Origin of the sequence: Enterococcus sp. AZ035, assembly GCF_050548325.1 — a bacterium.
In the GTDB taxonomy this organism is placed as follows: domain Bacteria; phylum Bacillota; class Bacilli; order Lactobacillales; family Enterococcaceae; genus Enterococcus; species Enterococcus faecalis.
On the sequence record NZ_CP172958.1, the window covers coordinates 2,262,755 to 2,287,500 of the forward strand.

Consider the following 24,746-nt stretch of genomic DNA (forward strand, 5'->3'; position numbering starts at 1 on the left):
CTGTTTGTATCATAGAGCGGGATATGACGCTTGTCAATAAAAAATTGGAGACGTCAGTCGTTACGGTTGACGTCTCCAATTTTTACTTTTCAGATACACAGCTGGACCAAAGTGCGGTCTTGCCTAATATCTCTTTTTATACTTCTTCGCCGTAATCTACAGGTTTATCAAATTCACCTGGTGCATCATCATAGATATGTCCGTAGATAATTACCGGCATTCCGTCATAGGATACATCAAAGATTTTTGAAACTTCTGTTCCTGGCGTATTGATACAGCCATTACTACCAGCATCGGTTTTAAAGGCTTCTTTATCGCCATACTTATCCAATTTATGGTCGGAGTCATGAATCCCGATTTGTGTGACAACGCCCCCTTGACTTAATAACGGCATCCAATATTTTACTGGCACACTGTATCGAGAACCATCAAGCATTTGACCTTCTAAATTCACATCGGTTGTCCGATATAAAATTGTATGGAATCCTGGTACTGTTGCAGTTCCTTTGTTATATCTGCCAGTAATGACATCTGTGGTGACTATTTTTTTGCCATCAATGAAACAATACATTTTTTGATCTTTTAAATCAATTTCAATGTAATTATTGGCAATTTTACTATTTTCTTTGGTATCGCCAACCAACGGAGCAGTGATTGCATTCGTTTGTTCTTGGCTATTCAGCGCGTTTACTAGTAGTTCTTGCGTTTTGGCCCCATCAATCGACCAGCCATAACTTCCGTTGTTTTTAAAACGACGTGTCGTACCGTGAACATCTGTAAATAAAACTGGTTGATTAGCAGAACCATATGTTGTTTCTAATTGTGTCACCCAAGTAGTTAGTTTTTCTTTGTTGATTGTGCCATCATCATTCAGCACGTTTTGAATTTGTGTTTTATCAAAGGCTACTTTTTCACCATTAATATCAACTGTAATTGTTTTATTTAACTTGTTATTGAGCGTTGTCAATGTTGCCTTTAACGTTTGATCCTCTTTTGTAATTTCAGGGGCTTTATAAAAATCTTTGGCATTGTATTGATAGTTGCCTTTTCCCGCTTCAACATCCGCAATAATCTGCTGATTTAAGCGCTGTGTGTCCACTACTGTGCCTTGTTCTTCGGGAACAATTTCAAAAGTGCCATTGCCTCGACGGATACTCGCATTTTTGCTTGGTTTCCCCTCTGGAAAACTTAAAGTCGCTAATTTAGCTTCTAGTTCTTTTTTGAATGCCTCATTTAACGGTAGCTTCACCTTGCTACTGTGTAAATGGTCTTTTAAAAATTTTTGATCCAATTGGTATTTTTTAGGAAGTTGAATTTTTTCTTCTTTTGTCCCCGTTTGAACCACAACTTCTTCGGTTTGATTAACTTGCGCTAATTTTTCTTCTGCAGCATTTACATTTAACCAGCCTACAGAAACTCCATTTACTTTTGTAGTTGGTAAAAAGTGACTTTGAAAATAAACATAGCTGCCCCCAGCAACCAGAGCTAGTCCAACCAAAGAAGTAATAATTACTTTCTTTTTATTATTTTTTCCTGATTTTTGACGACGTGTATTACGCATTTGCATTTCTTCTTTTTTCATTTGTTCATCCTTTATATCAATAATTTTAGGTTTATTTTTTAGAGTCTAGGCAACAAACAACTGCGGTGATCTACAATCAAAAAAGGGTCCCTTTCTCTCGCAGATTAATTTTTTCAATTATACACTATTTTTACGTTGTTTTCAGCTTATTTTCCTTGTAAATCCTTTAATCTTAAAGAATTTGTATACTCTGTGACTTTTTTTGCTTCTTGTAAATGATACGTAAACTGGGCCATTTTAGCAAAATCCTGAGCGACGACGTCAAAAAAGGCTTGTGTCTTTATTAAGCTGTTCCAACAAGCTTCTTTACTAGAAAAATCCAGCAACGATGCTAATTGATCCATCGTGTCAGGAGTGACATAATTTTTCAGATACTTAAATTGTTTCCCAACAGAAATTGGCTCCGGTTCCTGCCAAGCCGCTTGCCAAGAAAGCAAGCGCAACAGTTCCTGCTGACAATATTCATAGAGATGTGTGACAGCGTAAAATAGTTCATTCCGACAAAGCCCCTTAACTACATACGTACTAACCCACCAAAATTCATTGCAACAATCGTTAAATTGCTGCTGATTCGGAACTGTTACTGTATAATTTTTGTCAGATGCTACAGGTAAAGGCGGCAAACTTTCATCTTTGTCTAACAAGATAATTGCTAAAGAATCTCCTTCATGCCAATTATCTTTTTCTGCGAGAGGACACAACGTTAAATCGATACGTTGGCCATCTTCAAATAACATTAAAAATGTTTCCCGCGTCTTCGGTTCTGTGGGAAATAAGGTCATTTCCTTGGGACGTTGCATAATTAATGGTTGACCAAATTTTGCTGTCCACGTTGCTGTTTCAAAAAACTCAGCACATGGTTCTACAATATAAACAATGTCGAAATCTTGAAAACTATCTTTTGGCGCTTTCACATTCGTGCGAGAACCCACCATTCCCACGGCTCGAATGTGTTCTTCTTGTTTTGCTACATCTATAATAAGTTGAAACATTTCTTCTTCTGTACGCATTCACTCGCTCCCTCTCTTCAAAAGTTTCTATTAAAACATAGATTTTTTTATAAGTCTTTTGTTTTCTATCGCTTTTTCTATGGTACTTCGTATACACTAACATTACAAGGAGGGATGTTTCATGCATTGGTTAAAAATAACAAGTTTATCCATTGTCAGTTTTGGCTTTTGTATTCTTTTGATTTTAGGTCTACTTATTTTTACTGGCAAAAATACGCAACCCACCGATAAACCAGATGCTATTTTAATTTTAGGGGCCCGTGTTTTAGGAACGTCTAAAGAAACCGCACTGCCCAGCCGTGTTTTGCAAGCTCGGTTAGATGTGGCTATCCCCTATATTAAGCAACACCCCGAGACACCCGTTATTGTTAGCGGAGGGCAAGGAGCAGATGAGCCGGCTACGGAAGCCGCGGTTATGAAACAATACTTGCTAAATAAAGGTGTTCCAGAAAAACAGATTCTCTTAGAAAATCGTGCCACACGCACCAAAGAAAATATTGTCAATTCACAAAAACTCCTTTCTTTTAAACGGCTAGTGATTGTTACTAGTGACTTTCACATGTACCGCTCGCAACTTTTAGCCAAGCGAGTAGGCATCTCAAATGTTTCAGGCATCACTGCGGCTTCTTCTTTTCCAAAAGATATCAAAAATTTTGGCCGAGAGCTGCTTTCTTTAGGCTATGCCTTACTCTTTGATTGGTAAAAGAGCGTCCTTCGCAAGACCATTTTGCGAAGGACGCTTTTATATTCTGTGGATTTGCTCACTTTTGTTCTCTTCTTCTTGTGTTTAAATTATAAAAATGATAACATATCTTTGTTAGCGCTTACAAACAATATTTATTTTATAGGAGGAGAAAGTTATGGGGCATCAATTGAGCACTCATTTTTTTAACAAGAAAACAGGGATTATTTCAACTTTTTTAAGTTTGATACTTTTAGTCGGTGGGTTACTGTTTGCACTACCTGCATTTGAAGTACAAGCAGCATCAACTGTTACACCTAAAACAGTCATGTATGTAGAAGTAAACAACCACGATTTTAACAATGTGGGAAAATATACTTTAGCTGGAACCAATCAACCTGCTTTTGATATGGGGATTATTTTTGCAGCCAATATTAATTATGACACGGTCAATAAAAAACCTTACTTATATCTAAATGAACGGGTCCAACAAACTTTAAACGAAGCTGAAACACAAATTCGTCCAGTTCAAGCACGCGGCACTAAAGTCCTATTGTCTATTTTAGGCAACCATGAAGGCGCTGGCTTTGCTAACTTCCCAACTTACGAAAGTGCGGATGCCTTTGCAGCTCAATTAGAACAAGTCGTTAATACGTATCATTTAGATGGTATTGATTTTGATGATGAGTATGCTGAATACGGAAAAAATGGAACGCCTCAACCAAATAATTCTTCGTTCATTTGGTTACTTCAAGCCTTAAGAAATCGCTTAGGCAATGATAAATTAATTACTTTTTATAATATTGGACCAGCGGCTGCGAACTCTTCAGCTAATCCTCAAATGAGTTCTTTAATTGATTATGCTTGGAACCCTTATTATAGTACCTGGAATCCGCCACAAATTACGGGGATGCCTGCTTCTCGTTTAGGTGCTTCTGCCGTTGAAGTTGGTGTCAATCAAAATCTAGCTGCGCAATATGCTAAACGTACAAAAGCGGAGCAATATGGTATTTATCTAATGTATAACCTCCCAGGAAAAGATTCATCTGCGTATATCTCGGCGGCGACACAAGAACTTTATGGTCGAAAAACGAACTATTCACCAACTGTTCCAACACCTTAATTATTATCTCGTGTCTACAAGCGCCAACATGTAAAGAGTTAAAAGCCAGCTTACTACAAGCTGGCTTTTTGGTATCTTGAGCGAATAGTTTTACACAAAAAAAGACCCGCCCTTTGGGTAAGGACGGGAAAGGAGTTAAAAATGAAAAAGTGTTTTGTGTTGTTAAGGTTGTTTGTTGATATGCTTATATCTTACAAACTAAATGTGAAGATTTTGTGATCATTTCATTCTTATTTTGCTACTTTTATAGGAATTAAATAGATTGCCACTAGACTATCTTTAGTTGCCTCGTGCATCCGTTATTCTGACTGCTCCTTGTGGTGATACTCTGTAAAAACCGACAGTCCCTGTCCCTCCATTTGCAACCATCTGTTTCGATTGGGATCTAAAAAAGAAGTCATTTCCATTCATACCCAAAAATCCAAGGTTCGTATCATTATTTTCTGCATCAGTCAGTGTCTTTCTAATATATGTCTCTGCTTTTTCTTGTGTATCGATGATTTTTGCCTCTTCATTTTGGTCTTGATTTTCCTCTTCAGAAGAACGATAGTAATACTCTTCCGCAGGATAATTTCCACTATCTTGAGTAATTAACAATCGTGGTTTCGTCTTATCCGATTGGTCGCCGTTAGGATTTTCAACACCAATTTTATATAATAATAACGCAGCACCAGTAGGCCCCCACCTAATACTTAAGCTTGTAATTGGTCGCGACTCATCAGTAGGTGAATCCTTCGTAATCATTCCTCCGGTATTTGTACTACCATCAGGATGAATGATCAAACTCTCTCCTTTACCATTTTTCCATGTTCCAGCTAAAGTAGTAAAATCGCCAGCATTAATCGCTGTAGTATCTAAATCAGCTACAGTTAGCTGACTATTGTTTTCATCAGCTGTCTGCTCTTCATTTTTCACTGATTCGTTAGACTCGACACTGCTGCTCGCTTGTTCGTTTGTCTTATCAATTGTTTCACTGGTTTTTTCATTCGTCTCTTCAACTTTAGAGGATGCCTCCGTTGAAGCGGTCACTTTCTTTTCTTTTGGTTCCCGACAAGCAGTTAATGATAAAACCGCTAGCCCGACAAAAAACGCTAACATTCCCTTTTTCACGCCTATTCACCCCGTTCAATGATCTATCTTACTAGACTATTGTACTATTAATTCAATTGTTTAGACAAATATTTATGGAACAGACAAAAGTTGAACCTGTCATTGAATGCTTTGTGTCACATGGACCTATCAATCAACTTTCTTTTTTCTATGTATTATATGAAAAAAAGTGAGCCATCAGTCAAAATGACCGATGGCTCACTTTCTAAATCTTAAAACAAACGAACAAATGGATTATTCAGGTAAATCTACATTATGATGAACTTTTTGAACATCTTCTAAATCTTCTAAAACGTCTAACATTTTTTCAAAGTTCGCTAAATCGTCGCCTTCTAATGTTACTTCGTTTTGTGGAACCATTTCTAACTCAGTAACCGTGAATTCTTCAATGCCTTTTTCTTTTAACGCTTCTTGTGCATGGTGGAAATCTTCTGGTTCTGTGTAAACGATAATTTGACCGTCTTCTTCAACAACATCGCGAACATCAATGTCTTTTTCCATTAAGTATTCTAAAATTTCATCCGCATCGTCACCAGCAAAGCCAATGATACCTGTATTATCAAACATGTAGGAAACAGCACCGCTGACACCCATGTTTCCGCCGTTTTTACCAAATGCGGCCCGCACATCTGCTGCTGTTCGGTTCACGTTGTTTGTTAAAGCATCAACAATGACCATTGAACCATTTGGCCCAAATCCTTCATAGCGTAATTCAGAATATTGTTCATCTGCTGAACCTTTTGCTTTTTCAATAGCGCGATCAATAATATGTTTTGGTACATTGTATGTTTTGGCGCGTTCGATTACAAACCGTAATTTTTGGTTTGCATGAGGATCAGGGTCTCCTGACTTCGCTGCTACGTAAATTTCAATCCCGAATTTTGCATAAACACGGCTATTGTTTGCGTCTTTGGCAGCTTTTTTCTCTTTAATATTTGCCCATTTACGGCCCATATTCTCACTTCGCTTTCTCTGATTTGTTGTTAGTATCTTATCCCTTGTTTATTATACTGGGGAAACTGATTTTTGTTAAGTATTTTTTAGGTATCTGGCGAAAATCGTAAGGGAAACCGACCAAAATTTTGTTCTTTTAAAGAAGAATCTCCCATCTGGTATAGTTGATTGGCGCGAATATCTAACGAAAGCATTGCGCGGTTTTCTTTAGATACTTTGGAAATTACCGGCAATTGAATCTGTGCTTTGGTTTCTTTTAGATAAGCTTGTCCCTTTGGCGTAAATCCTAGCACATGGAGATAACTGTTTTGCCAAACAGTTTCAACTTCTTCTTTGGTCATATTTAACAATATATAAGTTGCTAATCGTTGCAATCTTGTCCAAGTATAACGCTTCGTTTTCATACGTTCCATTAATTCGTGAAAAGAACCTGCTGCTTGGATTTGATCTTTTAGTCGATATTCAAGTCCTTCCGTCATTTGGTAAATGGCTTGTAACTCTTCTAACGAGGATTGAACAATTTTATACTTTAGGAAGGGCCAGTAGTTTTCCCATGAAATCATTGCCTGTGTTTGTAAATGTTGTGCGGTTATAGAAGGCACCGTTGGCAGTACTTGCGTTATTTCTTGTTGAAAAACACTTTGCCTAATCGCCGTGGCGCTAGCAACTTTCCCAGAAATCGTTGCATCATGAAAGCCCGCTTGTTTTCTAGCAATTGGGTAGAGCGTCATCGGGGTTGGATACGTGGCATTTTCCTTTGCATAACTCATCCCCAAAATATGATTAGGCGAAGAAAAATCGAACCTGCTTTCAGGATATACTTGACGAAAAACAGCAGTCATTTTTTGTGGATAACTCAATTGTTTGTCTGTCAATGTGTGAAACGTTTGATCAATTAAGGATTGGTTTTCTTGGACAAACTGGCCGAAAGCCGCATAATCAATTGCGCTTGTACTATCTGTTCCAAAACATAAGCTCTCACATTGCAACGCCTGCAATAACTTTATACCGCCTTTGGCAAAGTAATCCGCAGACTGTACCGACCAAGCTGTCGGCAATTCAATGACTAAATCCACACCATTTTGCAAAGCTTCTTCTGCTCTGGCCCACTTATCTAGTAAGGCTGGTTCTCCTCTTTGTAAAAAATTTCCACTCATTATAGCAATCACTACTTCAGCTCCGCTTTGTTGGCGAGCTTGTTGGGCATGATAGCGATGTCCATTATGAAAGGGATTATATTCCACGATAATGCCACAGGCTTTCACTCTAGCCACCTCCGTTATAAAAAAATGGACTTATCAGCAAAGAGACAAACGTTTTTAAGCGCTGTCCCAAGCTCATAAGCCAAATCTTATTAATCTCTTTGACAAACAAAGAACCAGCGTTCACTTGTTTCAGTTGGTGCTTCATCTGTAAAATCTGCATAAACTTTGACGTTCATGAAACCAGCACTTTCTAACATTCGTAAATAGTTATCTAACGAATAGGTTCGTTCTTGATGCAATTCATCATACCGAACAAAGTGCTCATCTGTTTCCTGTTCTTTCACAAAAAATGTTAAGAAATGTTCGATGCTGTGTTCTTTTTCACCAGCGTAACTATCCCATAGAAAAGCAAATTCTTCTGTTTGATAATGATAGCTATATTCTGGAAAAACTGAATCAATTTTGTAAGTAGAATGAACATCAAAAATGAACGTTCCTTCCTCTTCTAACGCTTGATAAACTTCATCGAACACTTGTTGTACTTCTTGGCGATTAGCCATATAGCACAGTGAATCAGAAAAACAAGTGATGGCTTGGTATTGTCCCACTTCAGATAAATCTAGCATATTTCCCTGAACAAATTGAACTGGCACTTCTTCTTCAAAAGCTCGTTCACTAGCAATCATCAACATTTCTTCTGATAAGTCTAAGGCTGTCACATCGTAACCACTTTTTGCAAAATCAACTGCTAAAGCGCCTGTACCACAAGCCATTTCAAGAATTTGTTGGGTTCCTTGTGGGAGATGACGATTGGAAAAATCCAACCATTTTTGGTATAGGCTTTCGTCCATCACTTCGTCATAGACGAAAGCAAACGTTTCATAGGCCATTTTAGTCGACCCAAGCGCTTAGATCAACCATTGGGGCATCTGACCATAATTTTTCTAAGTTGTAAAAGGCACGTTCTGAAGATTGGAATACATGGACAATAACATCGCCTAAATCGATTAAAATCCATTTTCCGCCTTCTTTACCTTCCACACGTTTGACTTCTACTTGATTTTTGGCTTCTTGTTCGTTAATTTCATCAACAATCGCATTGATTTGACGTTCACTATTGGCTTGGCAAATTAAAAAATAATCTGCTAATAATGAAATCTCTCTTACGTCTAATGCAACAATTTCTTCTGCTCGTTTTGAATCTGCTGCTTTGACAGCAATTTCTAAAATTTTCTGGCTATCTATGATAGTTCCCTCCTAGTAATTCTTTCTTCTTTTATTTTTGATTAACGACCCATTGATTGTAGGTCTCTAACGTTTTTGGATAAATTTTATGTTCTTGTTCAATCAAATGTAACAAGGTATGTTTCGTTTCATAAGCAACCGCTGCATCTAAGTCAACAAGGGCAATTTCACGGGCTTCTTTCACACCTGGAAAATCACGTCCTGGTTCAATGTAATCTGCGACATAAATAATTTTATCTAGCAAGCTCATCTTAGCAGCCCCAGTTGTATGCACACGAATTGCCTGCAAGATTTCTTCGTCATCAATGGCTAATTCCCGTTGAACAATATCCGCCCCAACTAAGCCATGCCAAATTTCATTGCCATAGTTTAATAAAGCCAAATCAAAACCATCTCGGCGAATAATCAACTCGAATTCATCGTTTGGACGTTCTTTGGCGTAATCATGCGTCAAAGCAGCAATACTTGCTTTGGCTTCATCGACACCATATTTCGCTGCCAAGGCCACAGCTGTTTCCTCGACTCCTAACACATGGCGAAAGCGACGTTCACTCATTTGCATTTGAACTTTTTGCATTAATAATTCACGTTGTGCAGCATCATAATTTGTTATCCAGCTCATCTTGATACAGTCCCTTCTCTTGAATATAGTTTATCACATTCTCTGGAAGAAGATAGCGTGTTGAGCAACCACTTTTGACTTTTTGTCTAATCAAAGTGGAACTAATCGCCATCTGCGGAACATCGACCCAAATAATTGGATAGGTAGATTCCGTTGGATAATTAGGACGCCGAATGCCGACAAATTGAACTAAATGGAGTAAGTCATCAATCCGATGCCATTTGGGCAAGTATTCCACCATATCTCCACCAATTATAAAATAATAATCAGTATCTGGATTGGCTTCTTTTAAAGCTTTCATCGTATCATACGTGTAACTTTTGCCTTTGCGAATTAACTCAATTGGCTCAATATCTAAGCAGGGATTATCAGCCACTGCTAGTTCTAACATCGCTAACCGATGTTCACTGCTAATTGTTTTCTTTTCGTCTACATGTGGTGGTAAGTACGTAGGCATTAAGTAAACTTTGTCCAAACCTAGTTGATTTTGAACTTGATCGGCCATGACAAGATGTGCTAAATGAACGGGATTAAAATTACCACCTAACAAGCCGACTTGCTTTCTTGTTTGAAAACGTAACGGTTCCTCTTGCAAGAGAACGTCCGCTCCTTGACGCGCTTGTCTTTTTTCTCCCATTGTTCATCCCTCCAATATTAAATCTCTTTGACTGCTGCTGAAATTTTTTGATATTTTTCTTTACTTGATGGATTGAATAAGACCAACACGCGACCAATGATTTGTACCACATCGCAATGAATGGCTGCTGTTAGTTCTTCTGCAACCTCTTCTGCTACTTCATCTGTATTTTGTAATAACGTAATTTTAATCAATTCACGTTTTTCCAACGCTTCATCAATTTGTGTAATCATTGCGTCATTCAAACCACCTTTGCCTACTTGAAAAATAGGTTGTAAATGGTGTGCCTGACTACGTAAATAACGTTTTTGTTTTCCTCTAAGTTTCAAATTGTTTGCCTTCTCTCTAAAATTTAAATTAATGCTTTTCTACGTAAAACATCGACACCTTTAGGCGCCCAACCAGCGACTACACCAGGTTCTGTGACAGTAATCCAACCTAGACCAGCAAACACAATATCCGTTTTTTCTTTCACGGAAAATTCAAAGCGCACTAATTCAGGAAACTCAGCGACTTCATCGGCACGTGGGGGCTGCAACAAGCCACCAACATGTTTTTCATAAAAAGCATCGGCGGTTGCTGTTTTTGTTCGGTGTAAATTTAAGTCATTGGAAACGTAGGCAATGAAGGAACTTTTAGCACCTTGGACATAATCAAAGCGAGCCAAGCCACCTAAAAACAAGGTTTGTTCAGCATTTAATTGGTAAACTTTCGGTTTGATTTCTTTTTGCGGTGCAATAATTTTCAAGTCTTTTTTACCTAGATAATGTGCCATTTGATGACGGTGAATAATTCCGGGCGTATCGATTAAGAAGTGGCCATCGTCTAATGGAATTTCAATTTTATCTAGCGTTGTTCCAGGAAATTGTGATGTCGTAATCACATCTTGAACACCCACTGTTTGTTGAATGATTTGATTGATTAATGTTGATTTTCCAACATTGGTCACACCTACGACATAAACGTCTCGGCCTTCACGATATTTTTCGATTGTATCTAATAACTCTTGCATTTCTTGTGGTTTCTTGCCACTTGTTAGTAAAACATCAACAGGGCGTAATCCTGCTTCATGGGCCCGTTCTCTCATCCATTGAACCATTTTAGGTTTTTTTAATGATTTAGGCAAAATATCCACTTTATTACCAACTAACAACACAGGATTATCTCCGATAAAACGATGTAGTCCTGGAATAAGAGAGCCATTAAAGTCAAAAATATCCACTACGTTCACAATCAGTGCATCTTCTGTTCCTAAACCATTCAATAAACGTAAAAAGTCATCATCTGTTAATTGGACATCTTGAATGTCATTATAATGTCTTAAGCGAAAACAACGTTGGCAATAAACTTCCCCTGTTTCCATTCCTTTTTCGAAAGCTGTTTTTGGTGTATAGCCTAATTCATGAGGATTTTCCGTTTGGATAATCGCACCACAGCCAATACAATGAATTGCCTCTGTCATTCTAATCCGCCTCTCCATGTCATTTCTGGATGTTTTTTTGATAAGTATTTCATAATTTTCCGTTCAAAGAACCGATTGATTCTAGTATTCCAGCCATCTGTATCGACAATCGGTTGAACTAAAACATTGCGTATACCCGCTGCGTTAGCTCCCCGAATATCTGTCATAATCTGATCGCCGACCATTAACATTTCAGATGGCTTCAAGCCTAATTTTTTTTCTGCTAATTTGAAGCCACGTGCGGTTGGTTTCAAGGCACGTGCTACATAATCTAAGTCAAACTTTTCAACAACGCGTTTAATCCGGCTGTCTTTGTTGTTTGAAACAACGAGGACAGTAATTCCTGCATTTTTCATTTCTAATAACCAAGTTTTTAATTCTTCTGTTCCATCGGGATTATTCCAAGCAATTAACGTATTATCTAAGTCAGTTAGTACTGCCTTAATCCCTAGTTTTTTTAATTGTGCGGGGGTAATTTTATAAATCGCATCAATCATCCATGTCGGTTTATATTTTGAAAACATCGTGACTCCTCTCACTGACACTATGTAGTTTCTTCGATTTTAAGAGACTGAAACATAACTAAACAATTATGCTTCAGTCTCTACCTATTGTATTATACTGCATTTTACTGAAAATTTCTATAAAGGACGGTCGTTCCTTGTAAAAGAACAAGTAAAATAAAAGAAAAAATAAAAAAAGCCACCCATCAACCCCTGAAAAGTTCGTTGATGAGTAGTAACTTCTAATATTTGCGAAAACGTTGGTATCTTTTTTCTAGTAACGTTTCCGTATCTAATTTAGCTAATTCAGTTAATTTTGAAATGAACGCTTTTTGTAACATGCGATTAATTTTTGCTTGTTCCAGAGGCTGACCGTTCATAACTTCTGGAATTACTTTATCTACAATAGCTAATTCCTTCAGCTCTGTCGCTGTGATTTTCATCAATTCTGCTGCTTCTTTCGCACGACTGCCATCTTTCCACAAAATAGAGGCGAAACCTTCTGGCGAAAGAACCGCATAAATCGTGTGTTCCAACATCCAAACTTCATCTGCGACTGCTAAAGCTAAAGCACCGCCACTGCCGCCCTCACCAATGATGACTGAGATGATTGGCACTTTCAAATCAGACATTTCTAACAAGTTTTGCGCAATGGCTTCCCCTTCTCCTCGCTCTTCGGCACCAATTCCACAATAGGCACCAGCAGTGTTCACAAAGGTAATGACTGGGCGGTTAAATTTTTCCGCTTGTTTCATTAAACGTAACGCTTTGCGATACCCTTCAGGATTAGGTGAACCAAAATTACGTTCAATATTTTCTGGTAGATTTCGACCCTTTTGGATACCTACCACTGTAACTGGTTTCCCTTGCAAAGTAGCAACACCACCGACTACAGCTAAATCATCGGCAAAGTAACGATCCCCATGAAATTCTAAAAAGTCCTCAAAAATTGCTTCTATATATTCTAAAGTTGTCAAACGATCTTGGGCTCTTGCCAAGGTAACAACATCATTGGCTGTTTTCTTTTCCATGTTAGCGCCACCCTTTCAAAGAATGTAAACGTAACAAGTCGCTCAATCGTTGACGCAAAAGATTTCTTGGCACAATCTGATCTACAAAACCATGTTCTAAAAGAAACTCGGCCTTTTGAAAATCATCTGGCAACTCTTGACGAATCGTTTGTTCAATTACACGGCGGCCAGCAAAACCGATTAAGCTCTGAGGCTCTGCCAAAATAATATCGCCATCCATCGCAAAACTTGCGGTAACACCGCCAGTCGTTGGATCAGTCAATACCGTAAGATACAGCAAGCCTGCTTTGTTATGCCGTTGCAAAGCGGCCGAAATTTTCGCCATTTGCATCAATGAAAAAATTCCTTCTTGCATACGGGCACCACCAGATGCAGTGAAAATCACTACTGGTAAATGCTTTTCTGTCGCCCGCTCAAACAAGCGTGTGATTTTTTCACCAACAATCGTTCCCATACTGCCCATGATAAAATTAGCATCCATGATTCCAATTGCAACAGCATGTCCTTCAATTGTTGCTTCTCCCGTTAAGACAGCTTCATCTAGCCCAGTTTTTTCTTGCATTTTTTCAATTTTTTCAAGATAACCAGGAAAATTTAGTGGATCTTTTGTCACTAATTCACTGTCCCAATTGTGGAAACTCTTTTCATCAACGGTTATCGCTAATCGTTCCCATGCACCAATCCGAAAACTATAGCCACAATGCGGACAGATTTTTTCTGCACCCATTTCTTTTGTATACAGTGTTCGCTTACAAGAAGGGCATTTTGCCCACATATTATCTGGAACAGAAGGCTTCTTTGATGCATCATTTGCATCAGCACGATTTGGATTAATGCGAATGTAATTTTTCTTTTTAAATAATGCCATTTGCTTACTCCTCGTATTTTAGCGGCAAGAGCACAGCTCTTGCGGCGTTCTTTCTTTAATGATTGCTTTCTAGCTCCCAATTTGGTAGAAATGTTTCTTGTAAAAAGCTTGTGTCATAGTCACCTGTCAAAACATTGTCATGTGTAATTAAATCCAATTGGAATTCGGCATTCGTAATAATACCTTCTGTTACAATTTCATTTAAAGCCCTTTGCATTTTCATCAAGGCATCAAAACGATTTTCACCATGTACGATGACTTTCGCAATCATTGAATCATAATAAGGCGGAATTGAATACCCCGAATACATAGCGCTGTCTACACGCAAGCCCATTCCACCACTAGGCAACAAGAGATTTTGAATTTTACCTGGTGAAGGAGCAAAATTAAAGGCAGGATTTTCAGCGTTAATTCGGCACTCAATCGCATGCCCAGTCATGGTAACATCCTCTTGGGTATAGCCTAAAGGTTCACCTGAAGCAATTTCTAATTGTGCTTTGACTAAATCAATCCCTGTTACCATTTCCGTAACTGGATGTTCGACTTGGATGCGGGTATTCATTTCCATGAAATAAAAGTCGCCAGCTGGATCCATCAAAAATTCAATGGTTCCGGCATTTTCATAATGCACAGCTTGTGCCGCTCGAACGGCCGTTTCGCCTAACATCTGACGCTTTTCTTCAGAAATAGCAATCGATGGTGATTCTTCTAACACTTTTTGATTATTTCTTTGTAGTGAGCAATCACGTTCCCCTAAGTGAATCACATGCCCATATTGATCACCTAAAATTTGCACTTCGATATGACGTGCTGGATAAATAATTTTTTCTAAATACATATCATCATTACCAAATGCGGCTTTGGCTTCTTGCTGCGCTGAAGTAAAGTGTTTCGGTAACTTTTCTTTTGAAAGAACTTTTCGGATTCCTTTTCCGCCACCACCAGCAGCTGCCTTTAACATCACTGGGTAACCAATTTCTTCAGCAATCGTCAACGCTTCTTCGACAGAATTAATGACGCCATCACTCCCAGGAATAACAGGTACCTTGGCTTTTTGCATCAGTTGACGTGCGTTTATTTTATTGCCCATTGCATCAATCGTTTCTGCTTTAGGACCGATAAAAGTAATGTTGCATTCTTCGCACATTGAAGCAAATTGACTATTTTCAGATAAGAAACCAAACCCTGGATGAATCGCTTCAGCATTGGTAACAATCGCTGCACTTAAAACAGCTTGAACATTTAAATAAGAATCAGTTGCTTTCGCCGGTCCAATACAAATAGCTTCATCTGCTAACTGTGTGTGTAACGCTTCTTGATCCGCTTCAGAGTAAACAGCAACTGTTTGAACGCCTAATTCGCGACAGGCACGAATAATACGAACAGCGATTTCTCCGCGGTTTGCGATTAATACTTTCGAAAACATTTTTCACCTATCCAATCATAAAGGTTAATTCAGCCTCGGCAACTTTTTTTCCATTAACTTTTGCCACACCTTTACCCATTCCAGCAGAAGCGCGGACTTTTAAAAGTTCAACCTCTAAAATTAATGTGTCGCCTGGTGTTACCTTTTGTCTAAATTTTGCTTTATCTAATCCACCAAAGTATGCCGTTTTCCCTTTGAATTCAGGCATTGAAAGTAATGCCACGGCGCCTGCTTGAGCCAACGATTCAATAATTAAAACTCCTGGCAAAACAGGATTCCCAGGAAAATGACCTTGAAAAACTTGCTCATTAACCGTTACATTCTTTTTCGCTACAACGCGTTCCCCGGGAATGACTTCTTCAACACTATCTAATAATAAAAAGGGATAGCGATGTGGTAAAATTTCTTGAATTTCTGTAATTGTTAATTTCATGTTTTATTCTCCTTTAGCAACTCGGAATAGCGGCTGACCAAATTCAACCACATCTTCATTGTTGACTAATATTTCCGTAATCACACCGTCAACTGTCGCCGTAATTTCATTCATTAATTTCATCGCTTCAACGATACACACAACGTCACCCGTTTTAACAGTGTCTCCTACTTTGACAAAGTTTTCTTTATCTGGTGCTGGTTGTAAATAAACGATTCCTACAATGGGTGACGTAATTTCTTCTGTCTTTTCATTAACTGTCGGTGTATTGGTTCGCGTTTCTTCAACGACAGAAACTGTTTCAACAGGCACTGAAACTCCACTAGCGGCTACTGGTGTTTCTTGTGGTTGCGCCACTGGTTCTACGGCACTTCGTCCAGAAACTGTATTTTTATTCATATATAATTCAAACGAGCCTTCTCGTAAATCAAATTCGGTTAAAGTTGATTGATCAAATTGTGTTAATAATGCTTTTACTTCTTCTAACTGCATGTTAATCCTCCCAGCGTTTTAAGCAAATAACTGCATTGTGGCCACCAAAGCCTAGCGAGTTACTTAAAGCATAATCAAATTTATGCTCTTTGCTTTCGTTTAAAACAACGTTCACCGTAATTGCTTCATCTTGATTTTCCACATTAATGGTTGGTGGAATAAATTGATGTTGTAAAGCATTTAGGGTAGCAATTCCTTCAATTCCACCAGCGGCGCCTAAGAGATGTCCCGTCATACTCTTCGTACTACTTACATATGCCGTTTTTGCGGCATCACCTAAAGCCAATTCAATTGCTTTAGATTCTGCACTGTCATTGGCTTGTGTGCTTGTTCCATGGGCGTTAATATAGCCAATTTTTTCTGGAGAAATCCCCGCTTCTTCCATTGCTAGTACCATGGCTTTCGCTGCGCCGCTCCCATCTGGTGTTGGCGATGTCATATGATAGGCATCGCAATTAGCACCATAGCCAACCACTTCACCTAAAATAGTTGCGCCTCGTTCTAGAGCATGATCTAATGATTCTAAAATAAAGACACCCGCTCCTTCTCCCATCACAAATCCACTACGTTCTTTATCAAAGGGAATTGAGGCTTTTTCTGGATCAGTCGCCTTTGTTAAAGCGGTCAAGGAAGCAAATCCTGAAATACCGATTTCTGTAATAGGCGCTTCTGCTCCACCAGCAATAATGACATCGGAGTAGCCATGTTTGATATTGCGGAACGCTTCCCCAATTGAATGGGTTGCACTAGCACAAGCCGTCACTGTTGAAGTACAAATTCCTTTGGCACCAACACGTAAAGCAATATTTCCCGCCACCATGTTTCCAATCGCCATTGGAATAAATAACGGTGCCACACGTTCAGGTCCTTTGTCGTGCATCCGAATTACTTGATTTTGAATTGTTTCCAAACCACCAATCCCGGAACCCACCATGACGCCAAACCGATCCACATCTAGTTGACTGGTATCCAAGCCACTCATAGCCATTGCTTCTAAGGCCGCATAAATGCCAAATAACGAAAACTTATCCATGCGTTTGCCATCTTTTTTAACAAAATATTTTTCCATTGGAAAGTCTTTCACTTCAGCTGCTAAGGTGACACCTGTTTCACTAACATCAAATTTACTAATCGGTCCGATACCATTTTTCCCTGTTTTCAAACTTTCTAAAAAAGTCTCAGGTTCATTGCCAATCGGCGAGGTGACACCGTAACCGGTAATAACTACTCGATTCATCCTTTTGACTCCTTTCGTTTATCCGTGCATGACTAAGCCGCCATCAACATTCACGACTTGCCCAGTAATATAGGGACTTTTAGCTAAGAATATCGCTGTAGCTGCGACATCTTCGACTTGCCCAAACGTTTGTAAGGGAATTTGCGCATTCATTTGTGTTTTAACTTTTTCCGATAAAACATCCGTCATTTCTGTTTGGATAAACCCCGGTGCAATCGCATTGCAGGTAATACCGCGCGGCGCAACTTCTCGTGCCACCGATTTAGTAAAACCAACGACACCGGCTTTACTCGCAGCGTAGTTTGCTTGACCAACATTTCCCATTAAACCAGAAACGCTAGCCATATTAATAATCCGACCATTTCGTTGTTTCATCATACGTTTAACCGCTTGCTGGGTCATGTTAAAAGTTCCTACCAAGTTAATATCTAAACAGGCATTAAAATCCTCTTTTGTCATTCGTAATAATAATTTATCATTCGTAATCCCAGCGTTATTCACCAGAATATCAATCGAGCCTAATTGGTCAACGGTTGCTTGAATCATCTCACCCGCTGCATCAAAATCGGAAATATCTCCAGCAAGGCCAATACATTTTACCCCAAAGGCTTCAATTTCTTGTCGTTGTTCTGGCGTAATCTCACTCCGACCGTTTAAAACAATATTGGCGCCCTCTTTCGCAAAAGCCAACGCAACTGCTTTGCCAATCCCACGAGTGCTTCCAGTAATAAATACGTTTTTTCCTGTTAATTCCATTTTTTACCTCCCAGTAAGTGCTGTTAACGTTTCTGTTAATGTTGCAACATCTTCCACACGGTGCATTTCAATTGTTTTGTCAATTTTTTTAACAAAACCAGTTAATGTTTTCCCTGGACCAACTTCAATCATCGTTCCCACGTTCATAGCCTTCATCGTTTCGATACTGTCTTCAAAACGTACCGCAGACATGACTTGCTTTTCCAATAACGCTTGAATTGCCTCTTGGGGCATAATTTCGGCAGTCGTATTACTAATGACAGGAATTTGCATCGTTTGAAAGTTCAATTTTGCTAAATCCTGAGCCAATTTTTTTGATGCTGGTTGTAACAGCGCCGTATGGAAAGGGCCACTCACATTTAACGGAATCATTCGCTTCACACCAGCTTCTTTGAGAAGTGTCATCGCTTGATCAACAGCAGCAACCTCACCACCAATCACGATTTGTTGTGGTGTATTATAATTTGCTGGAGCCACAATTCCGAAAGCACTGGCTTCTTGGCAGGCTTTCTCAATTACTTCACGCTCAGCATTCATGACAGCAACCATTTTGCCAGTTCCTTGTGGTGCTGCTTCTGTCATGTACTGACCGCGCTTTTGGACCAAGGCCACTGCTTCTGAAAAGCGCAAAGCCCCGCTGGCAACCAAAGCGCTATATTCCCCTAAGCTTAAACCCGCTACGACATCAGGCGTTAGTCCTTTTTGTTGCAAAAGACGGTAAAATGCGACACTGACTGTTAAAATAGCAGGTTGCGTATATTCTGTTTCATTTAAACGTTCATTTTCAGTAAAACAAAGTTCTGCCATCTCATAACCTAAGATATGACTTGCTTCATCGAAAGTTTCCCGAACAATCGCTTCTTGGTGATATAATTCTTCACCCATCCCTTGATACTGGGCTCCTTGTCCACTAAATAAAATCGCTGTTTTCATACGACACCTCATTTTTTGTTAAAATTATTCACTTAGCCCCAACGCTGATTCATCTTATGTACAATCGCTTTGCATTCAGACATGAGTGAATCAATGATTTCTTGGGCTGTTTCTTCTTTTTTTATTAACCCGGCAATTTGTCCCGCCATGACGGAACCGTAATCCATATCCCCGTCAACGACAGCTTTGCGCAAAGCGCCTTGACCAATCTTTTCAAACATTTCTAAATCAGGTACTTCTTTTTGAAGTTCTTGCTTTTCTAATTGATTATATTGAGCAGTTAATTTATTTTTTAAAGTACGCACTGGATGGCCAAAATGTTGACAGGTAATTACTGCATCTAAATCACGTGCCTTTAAAACTTTCTGTTTATAATCTGGATGAACGTTGCATTCTTTGGCAATTAAAAAACGTGTGCCTAACTGGACTGCTTCAGCACCTAACATAAAGGCCGCAGCCATACCACGACCATCACCAATCCCACCTGCTGCAATCACAGGAATTGACACAGCATCAACGATTTGCGGTAAGCCACTCATAGTGGTTAACTTGCCAATATGTCCACCAGCTTCCATTCCTTCAAAAATGACAGCATCGGCACCAATTTTTTCCATTCTTTTTGCTAAAGCAACAGAAGGAACTACTGGGATTACTTTAATGTTATGTTCTTTAAAACGAGCCATGTATTTGGCTGGATTGCCTGCACCTGTCGTTACGACAGGAACCTGTTCTTCACAAACCAAATCGACAATTTCATCGGCAAAAGGTGAAAGTAACATAATATTGACACCAAAGGGTTGCTCCGTTAATTCTTTAACTTTTTTAATTTCTTTTTTTACGACTTCTTTTGGGGCATTGCCGCCAGCAATAATCCCTAATCCACCAGCGTTTGACACGGCACTTGCTAATGAAGCATCGGCTACCCAAGCCATACCGCCTTGAAAAATGGGATAATTGATTCCAAGCAACTCACATAACTGTTGATTCATTGATTTTATACGTCCTTTAGTTCTAAGATAAGTACACTTCATTCAAGTAAAAAAGGATTTTTCCGGCTTATTTACTTGTTTTTTTAGGGACTGGGTCATTTAGCAATTAAATGTCCCAGCCCCCTATTTTCATGTATTAGTTTGCTTGTTGTTTTTCTACATATGTTACTAAATCTTGAACGGTTTGGATGCCATCTTCTGTTTCGATTTTCACATCAAATTCATCTTCGATTTCGTTAATGATTTGGAATAAATCTAAGCTATCCGCGTCTAATTCTTCTTGAATGTTTGTAGTTAATTGTACCTCTTCAGCATCTTTTCCTAATTCTTCTACGATAATTGCTTGAATTTTTTCAAATACCATGTGTATATTCCTCCAAAATAGTCATTTTCTTCATTTATATGTGAACAGTTTTTTACAGCGTTAGGAGCAGTGAGCCCCATGTTAAGCCGCCGCCAAATCCTGTTAGCACCACGCGTTGTTGGGAACCTAAAATTAAGGTCCCATTTTCAACTGCTTCATCCAACAAAATAGGAATGCTAGCAGCTGAGGTATTGCCATATTTATCCATATTCGTTAAAAACTTCTCGCGGGAAATCTTCGTCTTACGTGCAATTTTATCGATAATGCGCACATTTGCTTGATGTAGTAGAAGATAATCCACGGTTTCGTCCGTCACGAGTGATAAAATATTTTGTGAAACATCTTTAATCGCAAAATCAAAAATACTACGTCCTTCCATCTGTAGCGTCTTACTAGCCTGCTCATGCCCCTGATAAAAAGGACTTTCGTTGATCGTGTAGCCTGACGTTAAAGCCGCCCACCGTTGTCCATCTGCTTGTAATTTTTCATTTAGAAAATGCGGTGTCTCAGCCGCTTCAATCAAGACGCCGGCAGCCCCATCACCGAAAAGCACCGCTGTGGAGCGATCGGTCCAATCCAACATTTTGGAAAATGTTTCGCCACCAATTACTAGACCTGTTTGATAACGACCACTTAAGACTAGTTTTTCTGCCATGCTTAAGGCATAGACAAAACCAGAACACGCTGCACTGATGTCAAAAGCAAAAGCCTCAGTAGCGCCAATTGCGCCTTGCACTTGGCAAGCAACAGAAGGCATATTGAAATCTGGTGTCACTGTTGCGACTAAAATAAAGTCAATCTCACTTGCTTGCTTTCCAGATTTTTCCAATAACTGTTTTGCGACTTGATGACATAAATCAGACGTATTTTCTTGCGTAACAATGCGACGTTCACTAATGCCTGTTCGCGAATGTATCCATTCATCAGAGGTATCCATCATTTCACTCAGTTGGTGATTCGTGACACAATTCTCTGGAACATAACGGCTTGTACAACTAATTCGTGCATAATTCTTCATGGGGATCCTCACTTTTTATTTGTATTCTTGCAAGAAATCATGAAGATTTTTTAGTGCTCTTAACAGCGCTTGTTCTTCTTCTTGCTCCATGCCTTTCAAAATGTTTTTAACCATTTCACGATGAAAATGCTGATGGACTCTAAAAAGTAATTTTCCCTTTTTGGTTAAGCCAAGCTTTACTACACGTCGATCATCTTCACTACGCAAACGTTCAACATAGCCTTTTTTAACTAAGTTGTTAATCGCTACAGTAAGTGTTCCGACGGTAATTGACAGTTCCTTGGCTACTTCTGAAGACGTTTTTTTCTTGTACATACCAATTGCTTCGATTGTGTGCATCTCCGTAATGGATAAATCATTAAATTGTGATTTTTTCAATTCAGATTCTTCAATCGTTAAGATGTCATTAAAGACACTGACTAAGTAATCGTTGACTGTTTCTAAATTAGGTTCCATTCTGTGCACCATCCATATACTTTGATTATCAAAACATTTGATGTTCAAACTATATCGTAAATAAGCAAAGAATGCAAGAGAATTTTCTATATTTTTAATGAAATATTCTTCAAATATTTCAAAAAAGGCGCATTTTCAAGGGACGAGGCTTTTAAAAAAAGGATCAATTACTTTGATACCCAAACTATTTTCACAGAAAAAGGAAAGAAGTGCAACTAAAAAGCATCACTGGCACTCCCCTGATTGAGAAGTGCCAGTGATTTTTGTTATATAATTCTTAAACTCCCACTAAGCTATTGCTACAACTTGACTGGATAATACGAGAAGAGAGTGAACCAGAAGCTTTGGTGCTTCTACTCCACTCCCTTATTAAAATGTAGGACGATTAATTATTGAATTAAGTCGTAAATTTCCATTGCTACAATATCGATGTTATCGAATTGATAGCTTTGGTGCGTATCAGATTCTGTTAATTCAAATGTTTCTGTTGATTTATCAAAACTTACAATACATTTCTCTACGCCTTCACGTTCAAAGCGGCGTACTTGTACTTCATTATCTGCTGCTTCGATCATTGCTTCCAGTCTCTTAATAATCGCCACAAGTTGTGAATGTTTCATCAGTGGGCCTCCTTTTGCAAACTAGTTCTGTACCATTGTAACAAAACATTGCCTAACTTGCATGATTTTTCGTCATTTTTTTTGATTTTTTTGTTGTTCTTTAATTTTTATTCGTTGGTTGCTTGCCATCTGTCCACCAAAGCTTAATTAAGGCCTGTGTGCCATCATTTTCAAACCCTTTATCTGCAAGGCTTTCATATAATTCTGTCGCTTTTTGCGTCGCTGGCAATGGAAGGTCAAGTTTTTTTGCTTCATCTAACGCAATCTTTAAATCTTTGATAAAATGTTTAACAAAAAAGCCTGGCGTATAATCTTCTTTTAAAATACGCGGACCATAATTACTTAATGACCAGTTCGCAGCACTACCACCACCGACTGTTTCCAGAACTTTTTCTAAAGTTAATCCTGTCGCATTTGCATAAACGAGCATTTCAGTCAACCCGGTCATTGTGCCTGCAATCATTAACTGATTCGCCATCTTAGTATGTTGCCCTTTTCCAGCTGAGCCGTGTAGCATAAACGTTTTACCAAATGTTTTGAAAATTGGTAAGACGGTCTCATAACTTTCTTGATCGCCACCAACCATAATTGTTAAAGTACCATTTTTAGCACCTAAGTCACCACCAGAAACTGGCGCATCCAACGCATGAGCACCCCCTTCTGCTGCTTTTTTGGCAATCTTTTCAGCCAAGGTCGGCGTACTTGTGGTTAAATCTACTACTATTTTACCTGTAAGATCTGCTTGAAAAATCCCTGTTTCATTAAAATACACGCCTTCAACATCTGAAGGAAAGCCAACCATTGTAAAAATGATATCACTCGCTTCCGCAATTGCTTTTGGCGTATCATACCAAACTGCTCCTTCAGCAACTAAATCATCTGTTTTACTTTTTGTTCGATTGTAAACATTGACAGATAAATTGTTTTTCATCATGTTACGAATAATTGATTTCCCCATGACACCCGTTCCAATAAAGCCGATTTTAGACATAGTAGCTTCCTCCGTTCTTAAAATAAAAAACTTTCCACCTTCAGTATAAACGAAGGAGGAAAGTTTTGCAGTTTATTTTCTTAAAGATGTAAATTTTACTTTAATTTTTTTAATTGAGTCCGCATTTTCTTTTTCCATTTGAAGTTGATCAAAGTAAATCAATGTGTCTTGATAAAATTCAATCATTTTGTTGCCAAAGTTTGTAGAAGAAATTTCAAATAATTTTTCATCTAAAATAGTTTGGTCCATTTTAATATTTGCTTGTATATAGTCAATCAATGTTGGGGCAAAATCACTGTCTGTCTTAAAAGTTTTGCCTAAGCTTTCATGATCAAATAAATTATTTAAATAGGCGTTCCCTTCTGCAACACATTGAACGCCAGCGGCCATCGCTTCTGTATAAGTTAAGCCTTGTGTTTCCGACGTTGAGGCGCTGACAAAATAGTCAGCAGCTTTATAATAAATCGCGACTTCTTCATTTGGCACTTCACCCGTAAATTGAACGTATTCACTAACTTCTAGTTCTTCTGCTAATTCTTTTAAATCCTCTAGATAGGGACCATTTCCAACTATTACTAAACGAGTTTGTGGTAATTTTTCAATAATTTGTGGTAACCCTTGAATAATTGCTTGAATATTTTTTTCATAAGAAATTCGACTTAACGATAACAACATAATCTGTTGCTCTTCAATACCTAGTTGTTGACGCATTCTAGCGATCATTTCTTCAGTAATATCGGGACGTAAAAACTTATCAATTTCGATCCCTGTTGGAATAATTCTCATTGGTGCGGTCACTCCATAATCCCGTAATTTTTCAATTACACGTTCACTGGGACAAACAACACCTGTCGTATGATTTGTAAACACTCTTGAAAAGAATTTAACATGTGATGGACGGACAACTTTTCCTTTAGCAATATAATGTAAGTAATCTTCATACATCGTATGATACGTATGGATGACAGGGATTTTCATTTTTTTCCCAACCATTTTC

The 24,746-nt window shown here is 38.6% G+C and carries 29 protein-coding genes (1 of these 29 cut by a window edge); 2 read left to right on the forward strand and 27 right to left on the reverse strand.

The genetic code is table 11. The annotated features are described in order from the left end of the window. Window positions 1-136: 136 nt before the first annotated feature. Together IGL32_RS10795 and IGL32_RS10800 are read right to left on the reverse strand one after the other, a co-directional pair. Window positions 137-1,582, reverse strand: coding sequence for a L,D-transpeptidase family protein (locus IGL32_RS10795; RefSeq protein WP_002370561.1), 1,446 nt, complete (start codon window positions 1,580-1,582; stop codon window positions 137-139). A gap of 146 nt (window positions 1,583-1,728) precedes the next feature. After that, window positions 1,729-2,592 carry an aminoglycoside 6-adenylyltransferase gene (locus IGL32_RS10800; protein WP_156210099.1) on the reverse strand — a complete coding sequence of 288 codons (864 nt, stop codon included), beginning with the start codon at window positions 2,590-2,592 and terminating at the stop codon, window positions 1,729-1,731. A 121-nt stretch (window positions 2,593-2,713) separates the two neighbouring features. Here IGL32_RS10800 and IGL32_RS10805 point away from each other — a divergent pair, with 121 nt between their 5' ends. Further along, a complete protein-coding gene (locus IGL32_RS10805; RefSeq protein WP_086317983.1) occupies window positions 2,714-3,295 on the forward strand; it encodes a YdcF family protein in 582 nt (193 codons plus the stop codon). 157 nt (window positions 3,296-3,452) lie between these two features. Then, window positions 3,453-4,397, forward strand: a complete 945-nt coding sequence (locus IGL32_RS10810; RefSeq protein ID WP_010713118.1) for an endo-beta-N-acetylglucosaminidase — start codon at window positions 3,453-3,455, stop codon at window positions 4,395-4,397. Between the two features lie 279 nt (window positions 4,398-4,676). Here the strand turns inward: IGL32_RS10810 and IGL32_RS10815 are convergent, their stop codons facing one another. The 25 genes from IGL32_RS10815 to bgsB form a co-directional block, all read right to left on the reverse strand. Next, on the reverse strand, window positions 4,677-5,507 hold the full coding sequence (locus IGL32_RS10815) for a DUF6287 domain-containing protein (protein WP_202569303.1): 831 nt from the start codon (window positions 5,505-5,507) through the stop codon (window positions 4,677-4,679). Between the two features lie 234 nt (window positions 5,508-5,741). Then, a complete protein-coding gene (locus IGL32_RS10820; RefSeq protein ID WP_002356305.1) occupies window positions 5,742-6,461 on the reverse strand; it encodes a YebC/PmpR family DNA-binding transcriptional regulator in 720 nt (239 codons plus the stop codon). A gap of 86 nt (window positions 6,462-6,547) precedes the next feature. Further along, window positions 6,548-7,735, reverse strand: a complete 1,188-nt coding sequence (locus IGL32_RS10825; RefSeq protein WP_002359389.1) for a nucleotidyltransferase — start codon at window positions 7,733-7,735, stop codon at window positions 6,548-6,550. Window positions 7,736-7,815: 80 nt separating this feature from the next. Further along, window positions 7,816-8,556: a class I SAM-dependent DNA methyltransferase gene (locus IGL32_RS10830; protein WP_002356302.1), complete on the reverse strand. Its 741-nt coding sequence runs from the start codon at window positions 8,554-8,556 to the stop codon at window positions 7,816-7,818. A gap of 1 nt (window position 8,557) precedes the next feature. Next, window positions 8,558-8,896: a ribosome silencing factor gene (rsfS, locus tag IGL32_RS10835; RefSeq protein WP_033072556.1), complete on the reverse strand. Its 339-nt coding sequence runs from the start codon at window positions 8,894-8,896 to the stop codon at window positions 8,558-8,560. Between the two features lie 46 nt (window positions 8,897-8,942). Beyond that, window positions 8,943-9,533 carry a bis(5'-nucleosyl)-tetraphosphatase (symmetrical) YqeK gene (gene yqeK / locus IGL32_RS10840; protein ID WP_153854200.1) on the reverse strand — a complete coding sequence of 197 codons (591 nt, stop codon included), beginning with the start codon at window positions 9,531-9,533 and terminating at the stop codon, window positions 8,943-8,945. Then, the gene (locus tag IGL32_RS10845) at window positions 9,511-10,170 is read right to left on the reverse strand and encodes a nicotinate-nucleotide adenylyltransferase (RefSeq protein WP_002365150.1); all 660 of its coding nucleotides are present in this window, start codon (window positions 10,168-10,170) and stop codon (window positions 9,511-9,513) included. The genes yqeK and IGL32_RS10845 overlap by 23 nt, the downstream gene beginning before the upstream one ends. Before the next feature lie 17 nt (window positions 10,171-10,187). Then, window positions 10,188-10,499: a ribosome assembly RNA-binding protein YhbY gene (gene yhbY, locus IGL32_RS10850; RefSeq protein WP_153854201.1), complete on the reverse strand. Its 312-nt coding sequence runs from the start codon at window positions 10,497-10,499 to the stop codon at window positions 10,188-10,190. A gap of 23 nt (window positions 10,500-10,522) precedes the next feature. After that, on the reverse strand, window positions 10,523-11,632 hold the full coding sequence (gene yqeH / locus IGL32_RS10855) for a ribosome biogenesis GTPase YqeH (RefSeq protein ID WP_002381381.1): 1,110 nt from the start codon (window positions 11,630-11,632) through the stop codon (window positions 10,523-10,525). Continuing rightward, window positions 11,629-12,156 (reverse strand): YqeG family HAD IIIA-type phosphatase, encoded by a 528-nt coding sequence (locus IGL32_RS10860; protein WP_002356296.1) that lies wholly within the window; start codon window positions 12,154-12,156, stop codon window positions 11,629-11,631. Before IGL32_RS10860 ends, yqeH begins: the two co-directional genes overlap by 4 nt. A gap of 221 nt (window positions 12,157-12,377) precedes the next feature. Continuing rightward, the gene (locus IGL32_RS10865) at window positions 12,378-13,166 is read right to left on the reverse strand and encodes an acetyl-CoA carboxylase carboxyl transferase subunit alpha (RefSeq protein WP_002362363.1); all 789 of its coding nucleotides are present in this window, start codon (window positions 13,164-13,166) and stop codon (window positions 12,378-12,380) included. 1 nt (window position 13,167) lies between these two features. Next, window positions 13,168-14,034 (reverse strand): acetyl-CoA carboxylase, carboxyltransferase subunit beta, encoded by an 867-nt coding sequence (accD, locus tag IGL32_RS10870; protein ID WP_104855689.1) that lies wholly within the window; start codon window positions 14,032-14,034, stop codon window positions 13,168-13,170. Window positions 14,035-14,089: 55 nt separating this feature from the next. After that, window positions 14,090-15,460 (reverse strand): acetyl-CoA carboxylase biotin carboxylase subunit, encoded by a 1,371-nt coding sequence (locus tag IGL32_RS10875; protein WP_156210098.1) that lies wholly within the window; start codon window positions 15,458-15,460, stop codon window positions 14,090-14,092. 7 nt (window positions 15,461-15,467) lie between these two features. Further along, entirely contained in the window at window positions 15,468-15,893 is a 426-nt protein-coding gene (gene fabZ / locus IGL32_RS10880) for a 3-hydroxyacyl-ACP dehydratase FabZ (protein ID WP_002356286.1), read from the reverse strand. A gap of 3 nt (window positions 15,894-15,896) precedes the next feature. Beyond that, a complete protein-coding gene (accB, locus tag IGL32_RS10885) occupies window positions 15,897-16,385 on the reverse strand; it encodes an acetyl-CoA carboxylase biotin carboxyl carrier protein (RefSeq protein WP_104855691.1) in 489 nt (162 codons plus the stop codon). A 1-nt stretch (window position 16,386) separates the two neighbouring features. Continuing rightward, window positions 16,387-17,622 (reverse strand): beta-ketoacyl-ACP synthase II, encoded by a 1,236-nt coding sequence (gene fabF, locus IGL32_RS10890; protein ID WP_002356284.1) that lies wholly within the window; start codon window positions 17,620-17,622, stop codon window positions 16,387-16,389. 18 nt (window positions 17,623-17,640) lie between these two features. After that, the gene (fabG, locus tag IGL32_RS10895) at window positions 17,641-18,378 is read right to left on the reverse strand and encodes a 3-oxoacyl-[acyl-carrier-protein] reductase (RefSeq protein ID WP_430600040.1); all 738 of its coding nucleotides are present in this window, start codon (window positions 18,376-18,378) and stop codon (window positions 17,641-17,643) included. A gap of 3 nt (window positions 18,379-18,381) precedes the next feature. Continuing rightward, window positions 18,382-19,311 (reverse strand): ACP S-malonyltransferase, encoded by a 930-nt coding sequence (gene fabD, locus IGL32_RS10900; protein ID WP_002356280.1) that lies wholly within the window; start codon window positions 19,309-19,311, stop codon window positions 18,382-18,384. A 32-nt stretch (window positions 19,312-19,343) separates the two neighbouring features. Then, complete coding sequence (gene fabK / locus IGL32_RS10905; RefSeq protein ID WP_002356279.1) at window positions 19,344-20,300, reverse strand: enoyl-[acyl-carrier-protein] reductase FabK; 957 nt, start codon at window positions 20,298-20,300, stop codon at window positions 19,344-19,346. 136 nt (window positions 20,301-20,436) lie between these two features. Beyond that, window positions 20,437-20,664 carry an acyl carrier protein gene (locus IGL32_RS10910; RefSeq protein WP_002356278.1) on the reverse strand — a complete coding sequence of 76 codons (228 nt, stop codon included), beginning with the start codon at window positions 20,662-20,664 and terminating at the stop codon, window positions 20,437-20,439. Between the two features lie 52 nt (window positions 20,665-20,716). Continuing rightward, entirely contained in the window at window positions 20,717-21,682 is a 966-nt protein-coding gene (locus tag IGL32_RS10915) for a beta-ketoacyl-ACP synthase III (protein ID WP_002359378.1), read from the reverse strand. Window positions 21,683-21,697: 15 nt separating this feature from the next. Further along, complete coding sequence (gene fabT, locus IGL32_RS10920) at window positions 21,698-22,138, reverse strand: fatty acid biosynthesis transcriptional regulator FabT (RefSeq protein WP_002362455.1); 441 nt, start codon at window positions 22,136-22,138, stop codon at window positions 21,698-21,700. A gap of 389 nt (window positions 22,139-22,527) precedes the next feature. Continuing rightward, window positions 22,528-22,758: a YkuJ family protein gene (locus IGL32_RS10925; protein WP_002379802.1), complete on the reverse strand. Its 231-nt coding sequence runs from the start codon at window positions 22,756-22,758 to the stop codon at window positions 22,528-22,530. A 100-nt stretch (window positions 22,759-22,858) separates the two neighbouring features. Continuing rightward, window positions 22,859-23,749: an NAD(P)-dependent oxidoreductase gene (locus tag IGL32_RS10930; RefSeq protein ID WP_002381378.1), complete on the reverse strand. Its 891-nt coding sequence runs from the start codon at window positions 23,747-23,749 to the stop codon at window positions 22,859-22,861. A 72-nt stretch (window positions 23,750-23,821) separates the two neighbouring features. Continuing rightward, window positions 23,822-24,746, reverse strand: partial view of a cell wall glycolipid biosynthesis glucosyltransferase BgsB gene (bgsB, locus tag IGL32_RS10935; RefSeq protein ID WP_010717714.1) — the 3' portion only. The gene runs 299 nt beyond the window's last position; 925 of the gene's 1,224 nt are visible here — the last part of the coding sequence; its start codon lies beyond the right edge, outside the window; the stop codon is at window positions 23,822-23,824.